21 protein-coding genes are annotated in these 16,690 nt (G+C 64.6%); 10 read left to right on the forward strand and 11 right to left on the reverse strand.

The window, feature by feature from the left end; all coding sequences use genetic code 11:
* Positions 1-26 precede the first annotated feature (26 nt).
* From XI02_RS42030 to XI02_RS42050, 5 genes are read left to right on the forward strand one after another with little or no spacing between them, the layout of a single operon-like run.
* On the forward strand, positions 27-359 hold the full coding sequence (locus XI02_RS42030; protein WP_244980911.1) for a hypothetical protein: 333 nt from the start codon (positions 27-29) through the stop codon (positions 357-359).
* Positions 360-403: 44 nt separating this feature from the next.
* Complete coding sequence (locus XI02_RS42035) at positions 404-1,348, forward strand: DUF1259 domain-containing protein (protein ID WP_172646566.1); 945 nt, start codon at positions 404-406, stop codon at positions 1,346-1,348.
* A gap of 23 nt (positions 1,349-1,371) precedes the next feature.
* Positions 1,372-1,551, forward strand: coding sequence for a hypothetical protein (locus XI02_RS42040; RefSeq protein WP_016847070.1), 180 nt, complete (start codon positions 1,372-1,374; stop codon positions 1,549-1,551).
* Between the two features lie 57 nt (positions 1,552-1,608).
* Positions 1,609-3,024 (forward strand): hypothetical protein, encoded by a 1,416-nt coding sequence (locus tag XI02_RS42045; RefSeq protein WP_244980910.1) that lies wholly within the window; start codon positions 1,609-1,611, stop codon positions 3,022-3,024.
* A gap of 25 nt (positions 3,025-3,049) precedes the next feature.
* Complete coding sequence (locus XI02_RS42050; protein WP_244980909.1) at positions 3,050-3,862, forward strand: hypothetical protein; 813 nt, start codon at positions 3,050-3,052, stop codon at positions 3,860-3,862.
* On the opposite strand, the gene XI02_RS42055 is transcribed toward XI02_RS42050, so the two are convergent.
* The 3 genes from XI02_RS42055 to XI02_RS46130 all read right to left on the reverse strand — a co-directional run bounded on the left by XI02_RS42055 (position 3,863) and on the right by XI02_RS46130 (position 5,102).
* Positions 3,863-4,153, reverse strand: coding sequence for a hypothetical protein (locus tag XI02_RS42055; protein ID WP_069280288.1), 291 nt, complete (start codon positions 4,151-4,153; stop codon positions 3,863-3,865). It abuts the gene before it with no gap.
* A 109-nt stretch (positions 4,154-4,262) separates the two neighbouring features.
* On the reverse strand, positions 4,263-4,952 hold the full coding sequence (locus XI02_RS42060) for a glutathione S-transferase family protein (RefSeq protein WP_172646565.1): 690 nt from the start codon (positions 4,950-4,952) through the stop codon (positions 4,263-4,265).
* Positions 4,953-4,976: 24 nt separating this feature from the next.
* Entirely contained in the window at positions 4,977-5,102 is a 126-nt protein-coding gene (locus tag XI02_RS46130) for a hypothetical protein (RefSeq protein ID WP_256438804.1), read from the reverse strand.
* Between the two features lie 242 nt (positions 5,103-5,344).
* Between XI02_RS46130 and XI02_RS42065 the strand changes: the two genes are divergently transcribed.
* The 3 genes from XI02_RS42065 to XI02_RS42075 all read left to right on the forward strand — a co-directional run bounded on the left by XI02_RS42065 (position 5,345) and on the right by XI02_RS42075 (position 8,177).
* The gene (locus XI02_RS42065) at positions 5,345-6,274 is read left to right on the forward strand and encodes a transcriptional regulator GcvA (RefSeq protein WP_016847076.1); all 930 of its coding nucleotides are present in this window, start codon (positions 5,345-5,347) and stop codon (positions 6,272-6,274) included.
* A gap of 90 nt (positions 6,275-6,364) precedes the next feature.
* Complete coding sequence (locus tag XI02_RS42070; protein WP_069280291.1) at positions 6,365-7,339, forward strand: magnesium transporter CorA family protein; 975 nt, start codon at positions 6,365-6,367, stop codon at positions 7,337-7,339.
* 121 nt (positions 7,340-7,460) lie between these two features.
* Positions 7,461-8,177 carry a dihydrofolate reductase family protein gene (locus XI02_RS42075; protein ID WP_172646564.1) on the forward strand — a complete coding sequence of 239 codons (717 nt, stop codon included), beginning with the start codon at positions 7,461-7,463 and terminating at the stop codon, positions 8,175-8,177.
* Positions 8,178-8,183: 6 nt separating this feature from the next.
* On the opposite strand, the gene XI02_RS42080 is transcribed toward XI02_RS42075, so the two are convergent.
* A complete protein-coding gene (locus XI02_RS42080) occupies positions 8,184-8,900 on the reverse strand; it encodes a TetR/AcrR family transcriptional regulator (protein ID WP_069280293.1) in 717 nt (238 codons plus the stop codon).
* Positions 8,901-9,105: 205 nt separating this feature from the next.
* Between XI02_RS42080 and XI02_RS42085 the strand changes: the two genes are divergently transcribed.
* Together XI02_RS42085 and XI02_RS42090 are read left to right on the forward strand one after the other, a co-directional pair.
* The gene (locus XI02_RS42085) at positions 9,106-10,380 is read left to right on the forward strand and encodes an HlyD family secretion protein (protein WP_370142322.1); all 1,275 of its coding nucleotides are present in this window, start codon (positions 9,106-9,108) and stop codon (positions 10,378-10,380) included.
* On the forward strand, positions 10,380-11,978 hold the full coding sequence (locus XI02_RS42090; RefSeq protein ID WP_172646563.1) for a DHA2 family efflux MFS transporter permease subunit: 1,599 nt from the start codon (positions 10,380-10,382) through the stop codon (positions 11,976-11,978). The genes XI02_RS42085 and XI02_RS42090 overlap by 1 nt, the downstream gene beginning before the upstream one ends.
* 58 nt (positions 11,979-12,036) lie before the next feature.
* On the opposite strand, the gene XI02_RS42095 is transcribed toward XI02_RS42090, so the two are convergent.
* From XI02_RS42095 to XI02_RS42125, 7 genes are all read right to left on the reverse strand, one after another.
* A complete protein-coding gene (locus XI02_RS42095) occupies positions 12,037-12,588 on the reverse strand; it encodes a GrpB family protein (protein WP_069280294.1) in 552 nt (183 codons plus the stop codon).
* Positions 12,589-12,649: 61 nt separating this feature from the next.
* The gene (locus tag XI02_RS42100; protein ID WP_172646562.1) at positions 12,650-13,420 is read right to left on the reverse strand and encodes an SURF1 family protein; all 771 of its coding nucleotides are present in this window, start codon (positions 13,418-13,420) and stop codon (positions 12,650-12,652) included.
* Entirely contained in the window at positions 13,417-13,803 is a 387-nt protein-coding gene (locus XI02_RS42105) for a DUF983 domain-containing protein (protein WP_172646561.1), read from the reverse strand. Before XI02_RS42105 ends, XI02_RS42100 begins: the two co-directional genes overlap by 4 nt.
* A gap of 64 nt (positions 13,804-13,867) precedes the next feature.
* Positions 13,868-14,764 carry a cytochrome c oxidase subunit 3 gene (locus XI02_RS42110; protein WP_016847085.1) on the reverse strand — a complete coding sequence of 299 codons (897 nt, stop codon included), beginning with the start codon at positions 14,762-14,764 and terminating at the stop codon, positions 13,868-13,870.
* 107 nt (positions 14,765-14,871) lie between these two features.
* Positions 14,872-15,501, reverse strand: coding sequence for a cytochrome c oxidase assembly protein (locus tag XI02_RS42115; protein WP_172646560.1), 630 nt, complete (start codon positions 15,499-15,501; stop codon positions 14,872-14,874).
* Positions 15,502-15,506: 5 nt separating this feature from the next.
* Positions 15,507-15,671: a hypothetical protein gene (locus XI02_RS42120; protein WP_018269059.1), complete on the reverse strand. Its 165-nt coding sequence runs from the start codon at positions 15,669-15,671 to the stop codon at positions 15,507-15,509.
* Between the two features lie 37 nt (positions 15,672-15,708).
* Entirely contained in the window at positions 15,709-16,647 is a 939-nt protein-coding gene (locus XI02_RS42125) for a heme o synthase (protein ID WP_018269060.1), read from the reverse strand.
* Positions 16,648-16,690: the final 43 nt, after the last annotated feature.

Raw genomic sequence — 16,690 nt, forward strand, 5'->3', positions numbered from 1 at the left:
GTCAACTAAACAATGGAGTGACAAACATGATGAGAGCAATTGCGGCCCTGTGCATGGCGGTGCTGGGGCCGGGCGCAACCCTGGCAGCGCCGGCCGCCCTCGATGAGCGGCAGGACGCGGCTGTCACATTGCAGGCGGCGATGGTCCATCCGCAGGCGAGCGAGACGCTGCGCGGCGTCGTCGATCGCGTCGATGAACGCAACGACGCGCTGTTGATACGGCTATCTCCGGACCGGATCGAATCGTTCAAGGTTCAGGACGGCCTGATCTTCAATGCCGTCCGCTTCGGCGATCCCGTCGAAATCGCGGTGCAGAGCATCGCCGGATTCCGGACCATCGTCGGGCTCTCGAAGCAATAGAGCCACGATCCGAAGCATCGAAAGAGGTTCAAGGGAGCAATCCAATGCGACACACGATTTCGGCGCTGATCGGCGTCAGTGCCTGTCTCTTCGCCACAGGCGGGAGCGCGCAAAAGATCGATTGGCAGGTGTTTGCCGAGCCGTTCGTCTCGTCGGCACATGCGCAGGCGATCGACTGGCAGAAGGTCGACGACACGCTGGGCAGAAAACCCGCCGTCACCGGTGACGTGCATCGCTACGGCTTTCCGCGGAGCGATCTTGCGGTGACGCTCGACGGCGTCACCATCAAGCCGGCGCTGGCGCTCGGCGGCTGGGTCGCCTTCAAGCCCATGCACGACGGCGTCATGGCGATGGGCGACCTGGTGCTGCTCGAATCCGAGATCAACCCTGTGATGCTGAAGATGATCGGCAACGGTATGCAGATCACGGCCGTGCACAACCATTTGCTTGGCGCGAGCCCGGCCACCTTCTACATGCACGTCGCCGGCCACGGCGACCCGGTCAAGATCGCCGCCGCGATCCGGGATGGGCTCGCGGAAAGCAAGACGCCGCTCACGGCCGCGGCGCCGGCCGCGCCGCCGCCGGCCATCGATCTCGATACCGCGCAGCTCGACCAGATCATCGGCGTCAAGGGCCAGGCCAATGGCGGCGTCTATCAGTTCAACGTGCCCCGCCGCGATCCGATCACTGAAGAGGGCATGGCATTGAGCCCGGTCGGTCCGTTGGGCGTCGCCATCGGCATCAACTTCCAGCCGACCGGCGGCGGCAAGGCGGCGATCACCGGCGATTTCGTGCTGACCAATGACGAGGTCAACCCCGTCATCATGGCGCTGCGGACGCACGGCATCGACGTCACCGCGCTGCACAGCCACATGCTGGATGAACAGCCGCGCCTGTTCTTCATGCATTTCTGGGCCAATGACGACGCCGTCAAGCTCGCCAAGGGCCTGCGTGCCGCGCTGGACAAGACGGCCACGACAAAAAGCTGACTTTGGTCTTGGAGGGATCAACGATGCGAAGCCTCACGGTCATGTCCATGGTTGTCGTCGGAGTTCTTGTGGGCATGGACGCTGCGATCGGCCAGACCAGCTGCCAGGTCTGCGCCGATCAGCAAAAGGCGTGCATGAAGAACTATGCCGGGCCAACCTGCAAGTCTGAGTATCAGATGTGCAAGAAAGCCTGCAAGAAATGACAGGGGCGCTCTTGCAACCGGCGTGGGTGCTAGCCGGGCTGAAGTGAGATGCTGACGATGCGAACGCTGCTCAGGAGTGCCGAGGCGACGCTGCGCATTGCCGCCATATTGCTTGCGATCGCGCTGACATCGGCTCGGCCGGCGCCGGCGGACGATGGCAAGATCGTTGTCTTTGTCTGCCTGCACGGCGTGGTGAACAGCCAGATGGCGGCGGCCTATTTCAACAAGGCTGCCCAGGAGCGCGGATTGCGATTCAGGGCGGTCTCACGCGGCATCGACCTTTATCGGTCGGTTCCGGTCAGGGTCCAGGATGGCCTTGCACTCGATGGTCTGGAGGCAGCCAACACACCGCAACAGCTGACCATCGACGACATGGCCGCGGCAGACCAGGTGGTCGCGTTCGATCAGATCCCCGAGCGGCACGGACGGGCCGACGTGACCTACTGGTCCGGCATTCCCTTGGGTATCGATGATTATGAGTCGGCCCGGGATCAGATCGCCCGGCGCATCGACGCCCTCATTCCGACGCTGGCAGCGGCAACTGAACCGGCAGGAGACAAAACGCCCCTTCAGCTCGAAACGAAAATCCTGCTCGGCGATGTCCGCGGTCGGATTGATCACCTGGCGGTCGACCTGAAGCGGCGGCGACTGTTCGTGGCCGAGCTCGGCAATGACAGCGTCGGCGTCGTCGATCTGGCTGCGCGCAATTTGCTTCGAACCATTACCGGATTGAACGAACCCCAAGGCGTCGGCTATGAGCCGTCGACCGACACCCTCTACGTCGCCAACGCCCGCGACGGATCGGTGCAGCTGTACGAAGCCAACCAGTACAAGGCGACCGGGCGAATCGAACTCGGCAGCGACGCCGACAATATCCGGGTCGATGCGGCGGCCAAGCGCGTCATCGTCGGCTATGGCGATGGTGGCCTGGCAGTCGTCGACCCATCCACCCGGACGAAGGTTCGGAGCATACTCCTTAAGGCACATCCGGAAAGCTTCCAGCTGCAGCCCGATAGTGGGCGCATCTTTGTCAATCTGCCTGACGCGCGAGCCGTCGCGGTGGTGGACGTTGCTTCCGGGAAACAACTCACCAGCTGGCCGTTGGACAAGGGCGGTAATTTCGCGATGGCCATCGATCACGAACGAAGTCGCGTTCTCCTGGTGTATCGCAGCCCAGCCGAGGTTGCGGCCTTTTCGACCGACGGCAAGGCGATTGCAGCCATCGGCACTTGCGGCGATGCCGACGACCTATTTGTAGATGCAAAGCGCGGACGCATTTATGTGAGCTGCGGCGGTGGATACGTCGATGTATTTGAGATTGATGGGGAGGCCTATCGACTGATCGCGCGCCTGCCCACGGCGACGGGCGCACGAACATCGCTCTTTGTGCCGGAGATGGACCGCCTGTTTGTTGCGGTCCGCGCGGGGCCAGCCGGACCGGCGGCAATCTGGGTGTTCAAGCCAATGCCTTGAGATCGACTTTGTGGGGAGACGGCGCATGTGGAAACGCAGCCGGGGCTTTCGCAGCTGTTCGAGATGCCTTGCGCCTCGCTTCATGGTCGTTCTTGGACTGATCGCCTGGACTACCCCTGCCTCGGCCTATCGCCCCTTCGATGGCACCGATGCCGCCGTTGCCAAGAAGGGGGAAATGGAGGTCGAGCTCCAGCCGGCCGGACGTTTGCGTGATGAGAGCGGAACAAGCCTGATCGCGCCGGCCTGGGTTCTCAACTACGGTCTGAGCGAGAGTTGGGAAGCCGTCTTCGAAGGCCAGGGACAAACGTCGCTCTCTCCGCCCGGGCCGACCAGCCTGACTGCAGCGGGAGCGTTTCTCAAGCACGTGGTCGTACCCGGTAGCCTGCAGGACAAGACCGGCCCGAGCATTGCGACCGAATTTGGCGTCCTTCTTCCTGACAGTACCGGCAATTCGGGCGTTGGCGTCAGCCTGGCCGGCATCGTCTCGCGGCGCTGGGATTGGGGCACCATTCACCTGAATGCCGAGACTGCCATCACCCGCGACCATCATGGCGACGTGTTCGTGGGTGCTATCGTCGAAGGACCGACGAGCTGGACGGTGCGCCCCGTCGCCGAGATCTTCTACGAGAACGAGTTTGGCAAAGAGGAGACGTTCTCGGGGTTGGTCGGGCTGATCTATCGTGTGCGCGACGACCTCAGCTTCGACATCGCGGTCCGGCACGCGCTCACAGGAGGCCATCCGGTAAACGAGATACGTGCGGGATTGACCTTCGGCTTTCCGCTTTCCTTCTTCGAAGGTCACGCCACGCACCAAGCGTCGCCAATTCCGCCTCGATAGCTACTGGCGGTCCCGGTTCTGTGGATGGGCTCGCCAGTCTCGACCGACAGTCCGATGGCTGTCGTCAGGCGCTGCCTGGCCGGCGTGGTCCTTCTCGCCGCCTTGAGCCTTCCAGTCACGCCCGATCTTGACGTCCTCGGCGCGACTGCGATCCTGCTCGCGGGTTTGCTCCGACTGCTGAGGCGGCTGGGCCTGTTGGACGGGCGTAGACTGTGCTTTTGCATCGCTTCCGGCGAATGCGAAGGTCATTGCGACCGCGGAGATGAACGCAACCGATATAGAATTCTTCATGGTGTTGTCCCTTCCTCTTGCTCTGCACTAACGCTCCGTCATCGCCTTTGTTCGGAAACAAACGGGTTTCTGGCCCGGAACCGGGCGCTCTGCACGCGAACCGTGACGGTCAATATTTCGGCCGGTGCGAAGTAGCCCATTCGCGCGCGTGTTCGATCGGCACCCGCTGTACGGCGGCGCGAACTTTTTGCGTTGCGGGCAGATTGTCCATGCGTTCCCACCAGCGGCAGAATGCCGGGAATTTCGGATACATCGATTGCCCTTCGGCGGTGAGGCTGAAGGCGAACGTGCTCGGCAGCAGATAGAAATCCGCAATCGAGAGCTCGTCCCCGAGCAAAAAATCCTTGCCGTGCGCAAGCTGGCGCTCGGCCACCGCAAGCCCGGTCTCGACCTTGGGCAGCGCATGTGCCACGACCTTCTCGTCGGAGGCGATGCCGAGCTCCGGGAAAACCAGCCGCTCATGCGTCACGTGATAAATCATGTAGGGGTAGTAATAGTTGTTGACGGCGCTGATCCACTGGTTCATGCGCGCCCGCGCCTTGATGTCTTTCGGCGTCAGCGACACGCCGCCAAAGGCTTCGTCGACATAGGCGGCAATCGCACTCGTCTCGTAGACGGTGAGATCGTCGTGTTTCAGAATTGGGACACGGTTGAACGGGTGCAGCGCCAGGTGATCGGGCTTTCCCATGACCCGTTCAAGGTCGTGGAATTGGTAAGCTACGTCCTTGTGCGTGAGGATCAAGCGGACGATGTTGACAAAAGTGCTGCGTGGGAAACCGTAGACGATCGGATCGGACATCCGTTTCTCCTTTCTGATTTGGTCTCAGCGCCAGAACGGCTTGGAGGCCTCGCGCAGCGCCTCTTCGCGCGTCAGGCCGAGATCGCGAAGCAGGTGCGGGTCGTCGGCAATCGCGCGTAGCGCCATGCGCTGAAACGGCCGGTCAAGCAAGCTCCACCATCCGGGGCGCGGAGCGCCTGGCGACGTTCCTGAGCTGGATTGATGATGTGGAGTGGCCGGGTCGGCGGCGGGCACCGGCGGGATCGACCATGTATCGGTTAATAGGACGGACATGACGGGGCTCCAAATTGCTTGAAAATGCTGCACTGGAGCTGTTCAATAATGGCGCAGGGCGGTTTCCCGCAAAGCATCGTTTCTCGTGCCTGCCCTAATTTTTCTCATGAAGTATTGCGATGCGCCCACGCCTGCCGCAACTGAACGCCCTGAAATCCTTCGAGGCCGCCGCGCGGCACGAGAGTTTTACGCGCGCCGCTGAAGAGCTTTGCGTTACGCAGGGCGCGGTGAGCCACCAGGTCAAGGCGTTGGAGGCGGAGCTCGCAATAAAGCTCTTCAACCGCGAACGTCAGCGACTGATCATCACAGAAGCCGGACGCGATTATCTGGCGGTCGTGCGCGACGCGCTCGATCGCATCGCGATCGGCACCGAGCGGCTGTTGCAGCGGCAGAATACCGGTGTGCTCACGGTTTCGACCTCGCCGGATTTTGCCGCGAAATGGCTGGTGCACCGACTTGGCCATTTTGCCGAGGCGCATAGCGGCATCGACCTGCGCGTCTCCGCCACGTTGCATCACGTTGACTTCGCGCGCGAGGAAGTGGATCTCGCGGTGCGCCATGGCGACGGCAACTGGCCGGGGCTTGACGCGGTGCGGCTGAGCCCGGAGCGGCTATTTGCCGTGTGCAGCCCAAAGCTATTGTCCGGCAAGCGACGCCTGAGCAACCCCGCTGACATCCTGAAATTTCCTCTGATCCATATGGACAGTCGCGCCGACTGGAAGAACTGGCTTCAGGAAGCGGGACTTGACGATGCTGCCGCCACCCATGGCCCGGTCCTCAATCGCGCCAGCATGGTGATTGATGCCGCCATCAATGGGCAAGGCATTGCGCTGGCGCGCACCACGCTGGCGGCATGGGACCTCATCAACGGCCATCTGGCGCGCCCGTTTCCGCAGTCGCTGCCGTTGTCGAAGACCTACTGGATCCTCTGCCCGAAGGCGACCGCAAACCTGCCGAAGATCGTGACGTTTCGCGATTGGTTGCTCTCGGAGGCCGCAAGCGACCTGCGCCGGCTGAGAAAGCTCGGCGGAACGTCTCGACTGAAGTGAGTGCCGGCAGGCTTCAAAATGCATGGAACGGCTTTGCTGTCCTCGCGGTTGTCGTGGGACGCACGACCCACCATGCATGGAGCCCGATCATTGCTGAAGCTGTACAGGTCGGCGACCTCCGATTGGCGAAGCATCGGCGCGGAATTGCCGTCCGAGATCATCTGGATCGATCTGCTCGATCCCACCGAAAACGAAAAGCAGTTCGTCGAGCGCGTGCTCGACATCCGCGTCCCGTCCGAGCGATCGTTGAGCGAGATCGAGGCGTCGAGCCGCCTGATCACCGACCATGACCGGCTCTATCTGAGCTCGCCGGCGGTGCGGCTCGACGACAACGACGATGCCGAGATCACCAATATCGGCTTCGTGATCGGTCCCAGGGTGCTGGTCACCGTGCGGTTTGCACAGCTGACCACGTTCGACGACGTCATGAAGCGGATCGGCACCGACAAGAGCCTGCAGAACGGCATGTGCGTGTTCACCGCGCTGCTCGAGGCCATGATCGATCGCGGCGCCGACGTGCTGGAGCATCTCGGCGCCAAGACCGACAGGCTGTCGCGCGGTGTCTTCAAGGGCGGCCTGGTGCGGAGCAAGCGTCCGGTGCGCTCCAGCCGCAGGCTGCGCGAGGCGCTGGAGAGCATCGGCGAACTCGCCGATCGGCTGGCGAAGGCACGCGACGTGCTGCTCGGCGTCGGCCGGGTCGCGAGCTTCGCCGACGACGTCGGCAATGAATGGATCACTTCGGCATCGAAGCGCCGGCTCGAGGCCGTCACCAAGGACGTCGCCTCGCTCGGCGACTACGAGACCCGGCTGTCGGACAAGATCCAGCTGCTGCTGGACGCCGTGCTCGGCTTCATCAACATCCAGCAGAACGACCTGTTCAAGATCCTGACCATCGTGTCGGTCGTCGGCGTTCCCCCGACCATCCTGGTCGGGGTCTGGGGCATGAACTTCAAGGCGATGCCGGAGCTGAGCTGGACGTTTGGGTATCCCTTGGCCTGGGCCGCGATCATCGCCAGCGGCATCCTGCCGGTGCTCTGGTTCAAGCGGCACGGCTGGTTCGATTAGACAAGCGAAGTTGAAACGCCGCGGCGTTATCGGCGTTGAGAACCTGGCTGCGCGCCTATAAATCTGAAGCTGCTCCACCCGCCCCTGCGGCGCGGTCATCCCCCATCGAAGAGTTCAGCCTATGCGCCCCCACATCATCTGCCACATGGGCACGTCGATCGACGGCCGGCTGCATCCCAGCCGCTTCACCAAGGCCGCCGCCGGGATTTCGGCCGACGTGCTGCGCTCGCACTACGAACGGATCCATGACGGCTTCGATGCCGACGGCTGGATCATCGGGCGCGTCACCATGAACGAGATGGCCAAGGGAACGGAGCGGCATATCGCCAACCCACCGAAGCTGCCGCGCGAGGCGCATCGCGGCAACCGTAGCGGCCGCAAGCTTGCGATCGGCATCGATCCGTCGGGCCGCGTGCATTTCGGCAAGGACAATGTCGGCGGCGATCATGCCGTCGCGGTGCTGGGCGAACAGGTGTCCGACTCGCATCTCGCCGAACTGCGCGAGGACGGTGCGTCCTATCTGTTTGCCGGCGCGAAGGGCGACGATCTGCCGGGCGCGATGGCGCAGCTGGCCGCCCTGTTCGGCGCCAGGACGCTGCTACTCGAAGGCGGCGGCGGGATCAACGGCGCCTTCCTCAAGCACGGGCTGATCGACGAGTTCAGCACATTGATCTTTCCGGCGGTCGACGGCGTCGCCGGGTCGCAAAGCATCGTCGACTATCACGGCCCGGACGGCGACCGCCCCGGCGCCGGCCAATCACTGCGGCTGACGCACTGCGAGACGCTGGAAGGCGGCATGGTCTGGCTGCGTCACGCCGTGGAGCGCGCGCCGGACTGAGCACGCCTACGGCTTGGGATTCTCCACCCAGCCGGTCCGGCACGCAGCAACGAAGAACGCGACGCCGCGCGCGACATGGGCGTCGATCTCGGGATCGAGCGCCTTCAGATCCACCTCGAACAAGGCCCGCAGCAGCATCGGCACGGCGATGACATCGAGAAACATCCGCGCCGTGGTCGGCAGCTGCTCGGGCGCGAAGGCTGGCAGCTTGCCGAGCTCGTCGGATTGCGTCAGCTCGCGCAGCAGGTGAATGCCGAGCTCGGTGCTGAGCGCGCGCGCCCTGCGGTTGACGTTGGCGGCGAGATCCGGAAAGCGGTGCGCCTCCGCGATGGCGAGCCGCATCAGGCCGATCCGGTCGGCATCGAAGCCCCAATGCAGCAAGGTCGAGGCAACGCTGGTGAGGCGCTCCTCGATGGTCGCGCCGACCGGCGGATCGGCCTTGAACTCGGCGATGCGTGAGAGGATGTCCCGCGTCACCACTTCGGTGAACAGCGCCCGCTTGTCGCGGAAGCGCGCGTAGATGGTGCGCTTGCCGGAGCGCGCGACTTCCGCGATCTCGTCGATGCTCGCGCCCTCGAACCCGCGCTGCAGGAACAGCTTGCGCGCGGCCTCGAGAATGCGCGCATCGACCTCGCCGGCAAGCTCCTTCGGCGGCCGCCCGGCGCGCACCTCCACCGGCCTGGCTTTGGCTGCCCGCGGCTTCTTCAGGGTACTGGTGGTCATCGCATCGACCCAGGTTCGATGGGCCGGTCAGGCCGGCAATATCAAGCAATATAGCCCTATCACATCTAGTTGTAAATAGAACGATACAGTTCCGTTCTTATTGACGCTGCGCCGCAGCGGGACTATTTGTCGCGTAGAATGGAACGGTACCGTTCCCTTTTGCGAAGGCCCTGCGGACCTCGCTCGTCAGCCAGGAGCAGCCATCATGTTCGAAGACACTGTCTTGGAGCGCGACCAACCGGGCATCGAGGGCGCCCCTTCGGCGCCGGCCTCGCATGAGCCCCATGTCACATCGGAGCGGCCGGAGATCACGACACGAGCTCCGGCGCAGGAGCATCCCGCGGGCAAGCAGCCCGCCCCGCCGGCAGCCGTCCCGCCCGAGGTCACCGGCACGGCGCCGAAGCGCGGCTTCCTGCGCCGCCGTCCGGTCATCTCCGCGATCGGCGCCGTGCTGCTCACGGCGGCAATCGGCGGCGGCTATCTCTACATGGACTACAGCGGGCATTTCGAATCCACCGACGACGCCTTCATCGCCGCGCGGCAGTCCGCGCTCGCGCCGAAGATCTCCGGCTACATCACCGCCGTCCCGGTCACCGACAACCAGCATGTCGCGGCCGGAGACGTGATCGCCCAGCTCGACGACCGCGACTATCGCGTCGCGCTGGCGCAGGCCGAGGCGCAGGTCGCAGCCGCCCGCGCCAGCATCGAGAATGTCGATGCGCAGCTCGACGTGCAGCAGGCGCAAATATCGGCCAACCAGGCCCAGGTCGACCAGGCGCAGGCGGCGCTGGTGTTCGCCCAGCAGCAGGCGACGCGCTACCAGCATCTGGAGCAATCCGGCTACGGTACGGTGCAGAATTCCGAGCAGTTCACCTCGCAGCTGCATCAGCAGCAGGCTGCGCTGCTGAGCGCGCAGGCGACGCTCAACCTCGCGCAGCGCCAGGTCGAGTCGCTGAAGGCGCAGCGCAAGAGCGCGGTCGCCAACCTCGCCCAGGCCGAGGCACAGCGCGACCAGGCCAAGCTCAATCTGTCCTATACGACGGTCACCGCCGCGCAGCCGGGCCGCGTCGTCAACCTGTCGGCCGCGGTCGGCCAGTTCGCGCAGGCCGGCACCAATCTCACGATGTTCGTGCCCGACCAGACCTGGGTCACCGCGAACTTCAAGGAGATCCAGCTCGACAAGATGCGGCCGGGCGAGAAGGTGACGATGAAGATCGACGCTTATCCTGGACGCACCATCCAGGGCCATGTCGAGAGCGTGCAGCCGGGCTCCGGCACCGCGTTCTCGCTGCTGCCGGCGCAGAACGCCACCGGCAACTACGTCAAGATCGTGCAGCGCGTGCCGGTGAAGATCGTGATGGACAACCCGCCGGCCGACGTCGCGCTCGGCCCTGGCATGTCCGTCGTCCCGACGGTGCGGATCGATGCCACGCCGTCCCTCGTCGAGCGCCTTGAGAAGTCGAGCTTCGGGAGGCTGTGATGAGTGCCGCCGCGATCGATGCCAAAGGCATCCCGGCTCCGAGCGTCACCGTCAATCCCTGGCTGATCGCCATCGTGGTTGCGCTCGCGAGCTTCATGGAGGTGCTCGACACCACCATTGCCAATGTGGCACTGCCCTATATCGCCGGCGGCATGGGCGTGAGCGAGGATGAATCCTCCTGGGTGGTCACCACCTATCTGGTGTCCAACGCCATCATCCTGACCGCCTCCGGCTTTCTCGCCCGCACGCTCGGGCGCAAGACCTTCTTCCTGATCTGCCTCGGCATCTTCACCGTCAGCTCGATCCTGTGCGGCTTCGCCCCCAATCTGAACGCGCTGCTGCTGTTCCGTATCCTGCAGGGTCTCGGCGGCGGCGGCATGGTGCCGGTTGCGCAATCTATTCTCGCCGACGCCTTCCCGCCGGCCAAGCGCGGGCAGGCGTTCGCGGTGTTCGGCATTGCCGTCGTGGTGGCGCCGGTGGTCGGCCCGACGCTCGGCGGCTGGCTGTCCGACAACCTCTCCTGGCACTGGTGCTTCCTGATCAACGCGCCGGTCGGCGTGTTCGCGATCGCGCTGATCGCGGCCGTGCTGCAGGAGCCCGCGACCGCGAAAGCCAAGGGGGCGCAGCCCCAGGGCAACACGTTCGACTTCATCGGCTTCGCGCTGGTCGCGACCTTCCTCGGCGCGCTCGAGGTGGTGCTCGACCGCGGCCTCGAGGACGACTGGTTCGCATCGCCCTTCATCATCACCTTTGCAGTGATCTGCGCTACGGCGTTCGTGCTGATGATCCCGTGGGAGATGACCCGGCGCAATCCGATGATCGACCTGCGCATGGTCGCAACCCGGCAGTTCGGCGCCTGCTTCCTGGTGATGCTGGCGACCGGCGCCATCCTGCTCGCGACCACGCAATTCTTGCCGCAGCTGGTGCAGCAGGATTTCGGCTACACCGCGACCTGGGCTGGCCTCGTGCTCTCGCCCGGCGGCGTCGTCACCATGATAATGATGTTCGCGGTCGGCCGGCTCGCCGCCCGGGTGCAGCCGAAATACCTGATCGTTGCCGGCGCGCTGGTGATCGCCGCCTCGATGTACAGCATGACCAACGTCTATGCCGATCTCGGGTTCTGGTTCATGGCGCGCTCGCGCATGCTGATCGGCGTCGGCCTGCCGCTGATCTTCGTGCCGATCATGGCGGCATCCTATGACGGCATTCCGCCCGACAAGACCGACCAGGCCTCCGCGCTGATCAACGCCGCGCGCAACACCGGCGGCTCGATCGGCGTCTCGATCGTGTCCAACGTGCTGACGCATCGCCAGCAATTCCACCAGAGCCGGCTGGTCGAGCAGGTGACGCCGTCGAGCCCGCAATACCAGGACACGCTGCACCAGATCACCGACTTCTTCGTCGCCCAGGGCAGTTCGCTGGCGCAGGCGCATCAACAGGCGATCCAGTGGATCGGCCAGCAGGTGCAGACCCAGGCCTCGTTCCTGTCCTACATGGACGCGTTCTGGGTGCTGATGCTGATCTCTCTCTCCGTGATCCCGCTGGCGCTGACCTTGCGCAAGGTCAAGCTCGGCGGCCCCGCCCCCATGGGTCATTGATCCCGGCGCGGACATACATGCATGAGCTACGGCGGAATGCAGGCGTGGCGAAGCCGCGCTATCGACCGGACGGGTCCGCGCGCCACGCGCGGGCCTTCGCGGTCGTCTCCTCGACGAAGCGAGTTTTGCCGTTGCGATAGGCCGCGATGTCCTCTCTTGAGGAGGCAGCAAGGGCCTGCTTGATATCCGCGTAGGCGCGGGCCGCCTCGGGGTGCGCGCGAAGATAGTCGCGAAACACCAGCAGCGTTTCCCAGCGCGGATTGGATGGCTCCATCACATGCAGATGATGGGTCCACGGGCCCGGAGGGCCCTTGCGGAAGAACAACTCGCCAGGCAGCCACGCCGCGTATTCTGGTATGTAGTTGTAGCCGAGCGCCTCAATCGACTTGATGCAGCGTTCCCGTGCCTCCGCGAGGCTGGGGACACCGACCATCAGGTCGATGATCGGCTTCGACGGCAAGCCCGGAACCGCGGTGCTTCCGACATGCTCGATGGCCAGAACCAACGAGCCGAGCGCATGCTCGATCCTCGCGCGCTCCGTCTCGAACATGGCCGGCCAGTTGGGGTCATAGTCCAGGACAACGATTGGCCCGGCGCCGTATTTCTCCATGGCACACCCTGATTTGCTCGCCGCGAAGTCCCCTTCGCGGGCCAATCAAACCATGATGAGGCTAGGTTCGACCAGAGGCACGCCGCCGATGGCCGCGCCACCACAGGCCGAAGGCGATCGTGACCGCGGCAGCCAGCGAGAACCAGGTGATGGCGTATTGCATGTGGTCGTCCTTGAGCCGCACCTTGAGCGGTCCGGGCTTCGGCGTGCCGCTGTCGGGCACCGGCGCCTCGAGGTCGATGTAGAACGGCGCGACCTGGCCCCAGCCGAGCGCTTGCGCCATTGCGCGATGATCGCGCACGAACCACAGCCGCTTCGGTAGATCTTCCTTCGGCGTCAGCCGGCCCGGCGGCTCGGGAAAGCGGATATAGCCCGTCAGCTCAACCGGCGCGCCGGTGACGAGGCGGCCGACCACGCGATCCTCGAAGGCGCGATCCTGCATCGTGTTCTGGACAAAGCCGGTGTTGATCACGACGGTTTCGCCGCTCGCGAGCTTCGCCGGCAGCAAGGCCCAGGTGCCGGGACCCACAATGTCGTCGCGCACCGCGGAGCCGGAGCTGAACACCATCGCGTCGGGCTGCTTCGCATAGGTCGCGGTCAGCGTGACGCGGCGGAACTCATCCTTGGCGGAGGTCAGCGTCGGCCATGCCGACGGCGGCGGCAGCGCCTCGGTCGGGGCGGCCAGCCGCGCGTCGAGTGCCGCGATCAGCGCATGCTTCTCGACCCGGCGCTGCAATTGCCAGAAGCCGAGGGCGATAAACACCGCGATCAGGATCAACGTGAAAATGCCGAAGCCGGCCGCGCTCGGCCGGCGCGTCGTCACATCATTCATTTCGGGCCGCGCTCGATCAATTGGCCTTCGGCGGCCTTGTGGTGGAATTGCAGCGCGATCAGAAGTGCCTTCATCGATCGTAGCGGCAGGATCGTGGTGACCAGGATCAACGGCAGCCACAGCGCAGCATGCACCCAGAACGGCGGCTGGTACTTCACCTCGACGATCAGCGCCGCCGCGACCACGATGGCGCCCGCCAGCATGATGACGAAGATCGCCGGCCCGTCGCCGGAATCGATGAAGGCGAAGTCGAGGCCGCAGGCTTGACAGCGCGGCGCCAGCGTCAGGAAGCCGGAATAGAGCTTACCCTTGCCGCAGCGCGGGCAGCGGCAGGCGATGCCGCGCAGTGCACTCTCGGTCACAGTCGGGGGGGTATCGGTCATCTGTTCTCTTCAAAAGCAAGGGGGCGGCCATTCGGCCGCCCCCTCTTAGCACGTCGGCCGGCAATTAGTGTGCGCCGTGGGCCATCGTCTCGGCGCCGTGGCCCCAGACGTAGATGCAGATGAACAGGAACAGCCAGACCACGTCGACGAAGTGCCAGTACCAGGCGGCAAACTCGAAGCCGAGGTGCTGCTTCGGCGTGAAGTGGCCGGCATAGGCGCGGATCAGGCAGACCAGCAGGAAGATGGTGCCGACCAGCACGTGGAAACCGTGGAACCCGGTCGCCATGAAGAAGGTCGCGCCATAGACGTTGCCGCCGAACGAGAACGTCGCATGGGCGTACTCATAGGCCTGCACGCAGGTGAAGAGGGCGCCGAGGATCACGGTGAGGATCAGGCCCTGCTTGAGGCCCTGACGGTCGTTCTCGAGCAGCGCATGGTGCGCCCAGGTGACGGTGGTGCCCGAGGTCAGGAGCAGCAGCGTGTTGAGCAGCGGCAGATGCCAGGGATCGAAGGTCTCGATGCCCTTCGGCGGCCAGGTGCCGGGCACCGAGCAGGCGCCCATCGCCGTGCCGGCGCCGCAGCCGAACACCGCATCGCGCGTGGCGTGCACCGCGTCAGCCGGGAACAGCGCCGAGTTGAAGAAGGCCCAGAACCAGGCGACGAAGAACATCACCTCGGAGGCGATGAACAGGATCATGCCGTAGCGGTGGCTGATCTGCACCACGCGGGTATGGTCGCCCTTGTACTGGGCTTCCCTGATCACGTCGCCCCACCAGCTCGCCATGGTGTAGAGCACGCCGATGGTGCCGACGCCGAACACGATCGGGGCCGCGGAGAACATGTGGTGCATCCAGCCGATCGCGCCGAACGCCATGATGAAGGCCGAGAACGAGCCGACCACTGGCCACGGGCTCGGGTCGACGAGATGATAGTCGTGATGCTTGACTTGCGCCTCAGCCATTGCCGTCTCTCCATTCGCGTGCCGCAAGGCACGTCTTAAATCTCAAATTCCAATCTCTACAGCATGATCTTCTCGGAAAATCGGTCTCCACTTTTCCGGATCATGCTCTAGCCGCCCTTGCGCTGCTCCGCCTCGCCGGCCGCCACGGGCTTCGGCGTGGCGTCGCGCACGGGGAAGAAGGTGTAGGACAAAGTGATCGTCTTCAGCGTGTCGTTCTCGCTGTCCCTGGCCAGCGCCGGATCGACATAGAACACCACGGCCATCTCGCGCTTTTCGCCCGGCGCCATGGTCTGTTCGGTGAAGCAGAAGCAGTTGATCTTCTGGAAATAGGCGCCGACCGTCAGCGGCGCGACATTGTAGGACGCCTGGCCGGTCGTGGTGCGCGCCGACTGGTTGGTGACGGTGTAGTAGACCGTGACCACCTGGCCGATCTTGACGTCGATCGTGTTCTGCTCCGGCTCGAACTTCCAGGGCAGGCCCGGCGCGACATTGGAATCGAAGCTGACCGCGATGGTGCGCGCGAGCGGCGCATCCGAAGGCACCGAGGTCGCGACCTGAGTGGTGCCGTTGAAGCCGGTGGTGCGGCAGAACCAGTTGTAGAACGGCACGGCCGCGTAGGACGCGCCGACCATCAGCACCACGACGAAGCCGCAGATCGAGGCAACCACGGCGTCGCGCGTCAGCGTGCGGCGCGTGACCTTGGCGGCCTCACCCTGCTGCGGTCCCTGGTTCGCCATCTCACTCACAGCGGCCGCACCAGCACGGCCGGCCCCTTGACGAGGGTGACGGCGAAGAACAGCACGACCAGGATGCCGAGCGCGAGCGCGATAGCGATCGAGCGCTGGCGGCGGCTCCTGAGCTGCGCCTCGGTGAGGACGATTCCTTCTGGTTCGCGTTTCTCGTCCATTGATATCCCATGCGCCCCCATCTCGCCCCCCGGCTCCCTATCCGATGAAGACAGGCGCAATGGCGCGGACCACGACCTCGGCGAGCAGGACGGCAAACAGCGCGAACAGATAGAGGATCGAGAAGGCGAACAGCCGGCGCGTGGCGCGGTTGGCAGCCGTGCCCTCGCGGCGGCGATAGACCTCGATGGCGAGCCCCAGCATGCCGGCGCCAAGCACCAGCGAGGTGACGCCGTAGATCGCGTCGAAATAGCCGAGCGGCCACGGCGCCAGCGCGATCGCGACCAGCACGATGGTGTAGAGCAGGATCTGCAGCCGGGTCGCGTCGGGTCCGGCGACGACCGGCAGCATCGGGATGCCGGCGCGCGCATAATCGTCGCTGCGGAACAGCGCCAGCGCCCAGAAATGCGGCGGGGTCCAGAAGAAGATGATCAGGAACAGCAGGATCGGCTCGACAGACAGCGATCCGGTCGCGGCGGCCCACGCCACCACCGGCGGCAAGGCACCGGCGGCGCCGCCGATCACGATGTTCTGCGCGGTCCAGCGCTTCAGCCACATCGTGTAGATCACGGCATAGAAGAAGATGGTGAAGGCAAGCAGCGCGCCCGCCACCCAGTTGACCAAAATGCCGAGCGTCATCACCGAGAAGAAGGCGAGCGTGATGCCGAACGCGGCCGCCTCGGTCTGCGTGATGCGGCCGCGCGGGATCGGCCGGTTGGCGGTGCGTGTCATCAGCGCGTCGACGTCGCCCTCATAGGCCATGTTGAGCGCGCCGGAGGCGCCGGCACCGACCGCGATGCACAGGATCGAGGTGAATGCCAGTACCGGATGCACGTGCACCGGCGCGATCATCAGCCCGACCAGCGCGGTGAAGATCACCAGCGACATCACGCGCGGCTTCAACAGCGCAATGTAGTCGCCCACTTCGGCCTCGGAGATCCGGGGCAGCTCGATGGCGTTGTGATCGACAACCGACAAGATCAGGTCTCGCTTCTCTCAAAAGGCGCGGCGCACCCTTAAG

It is taken from the genome of Bradyrhizobium sp. CCBAU 21365 (genome assembly GCF_015291305.1).
Classification (GTDB): Bacteria; Pseudomonadota; Alphaproteobacteria; order Rhizobiales; family Xanthobacteraceae; genus Bradyrhizobium; species Bradyrhizobium elkanii.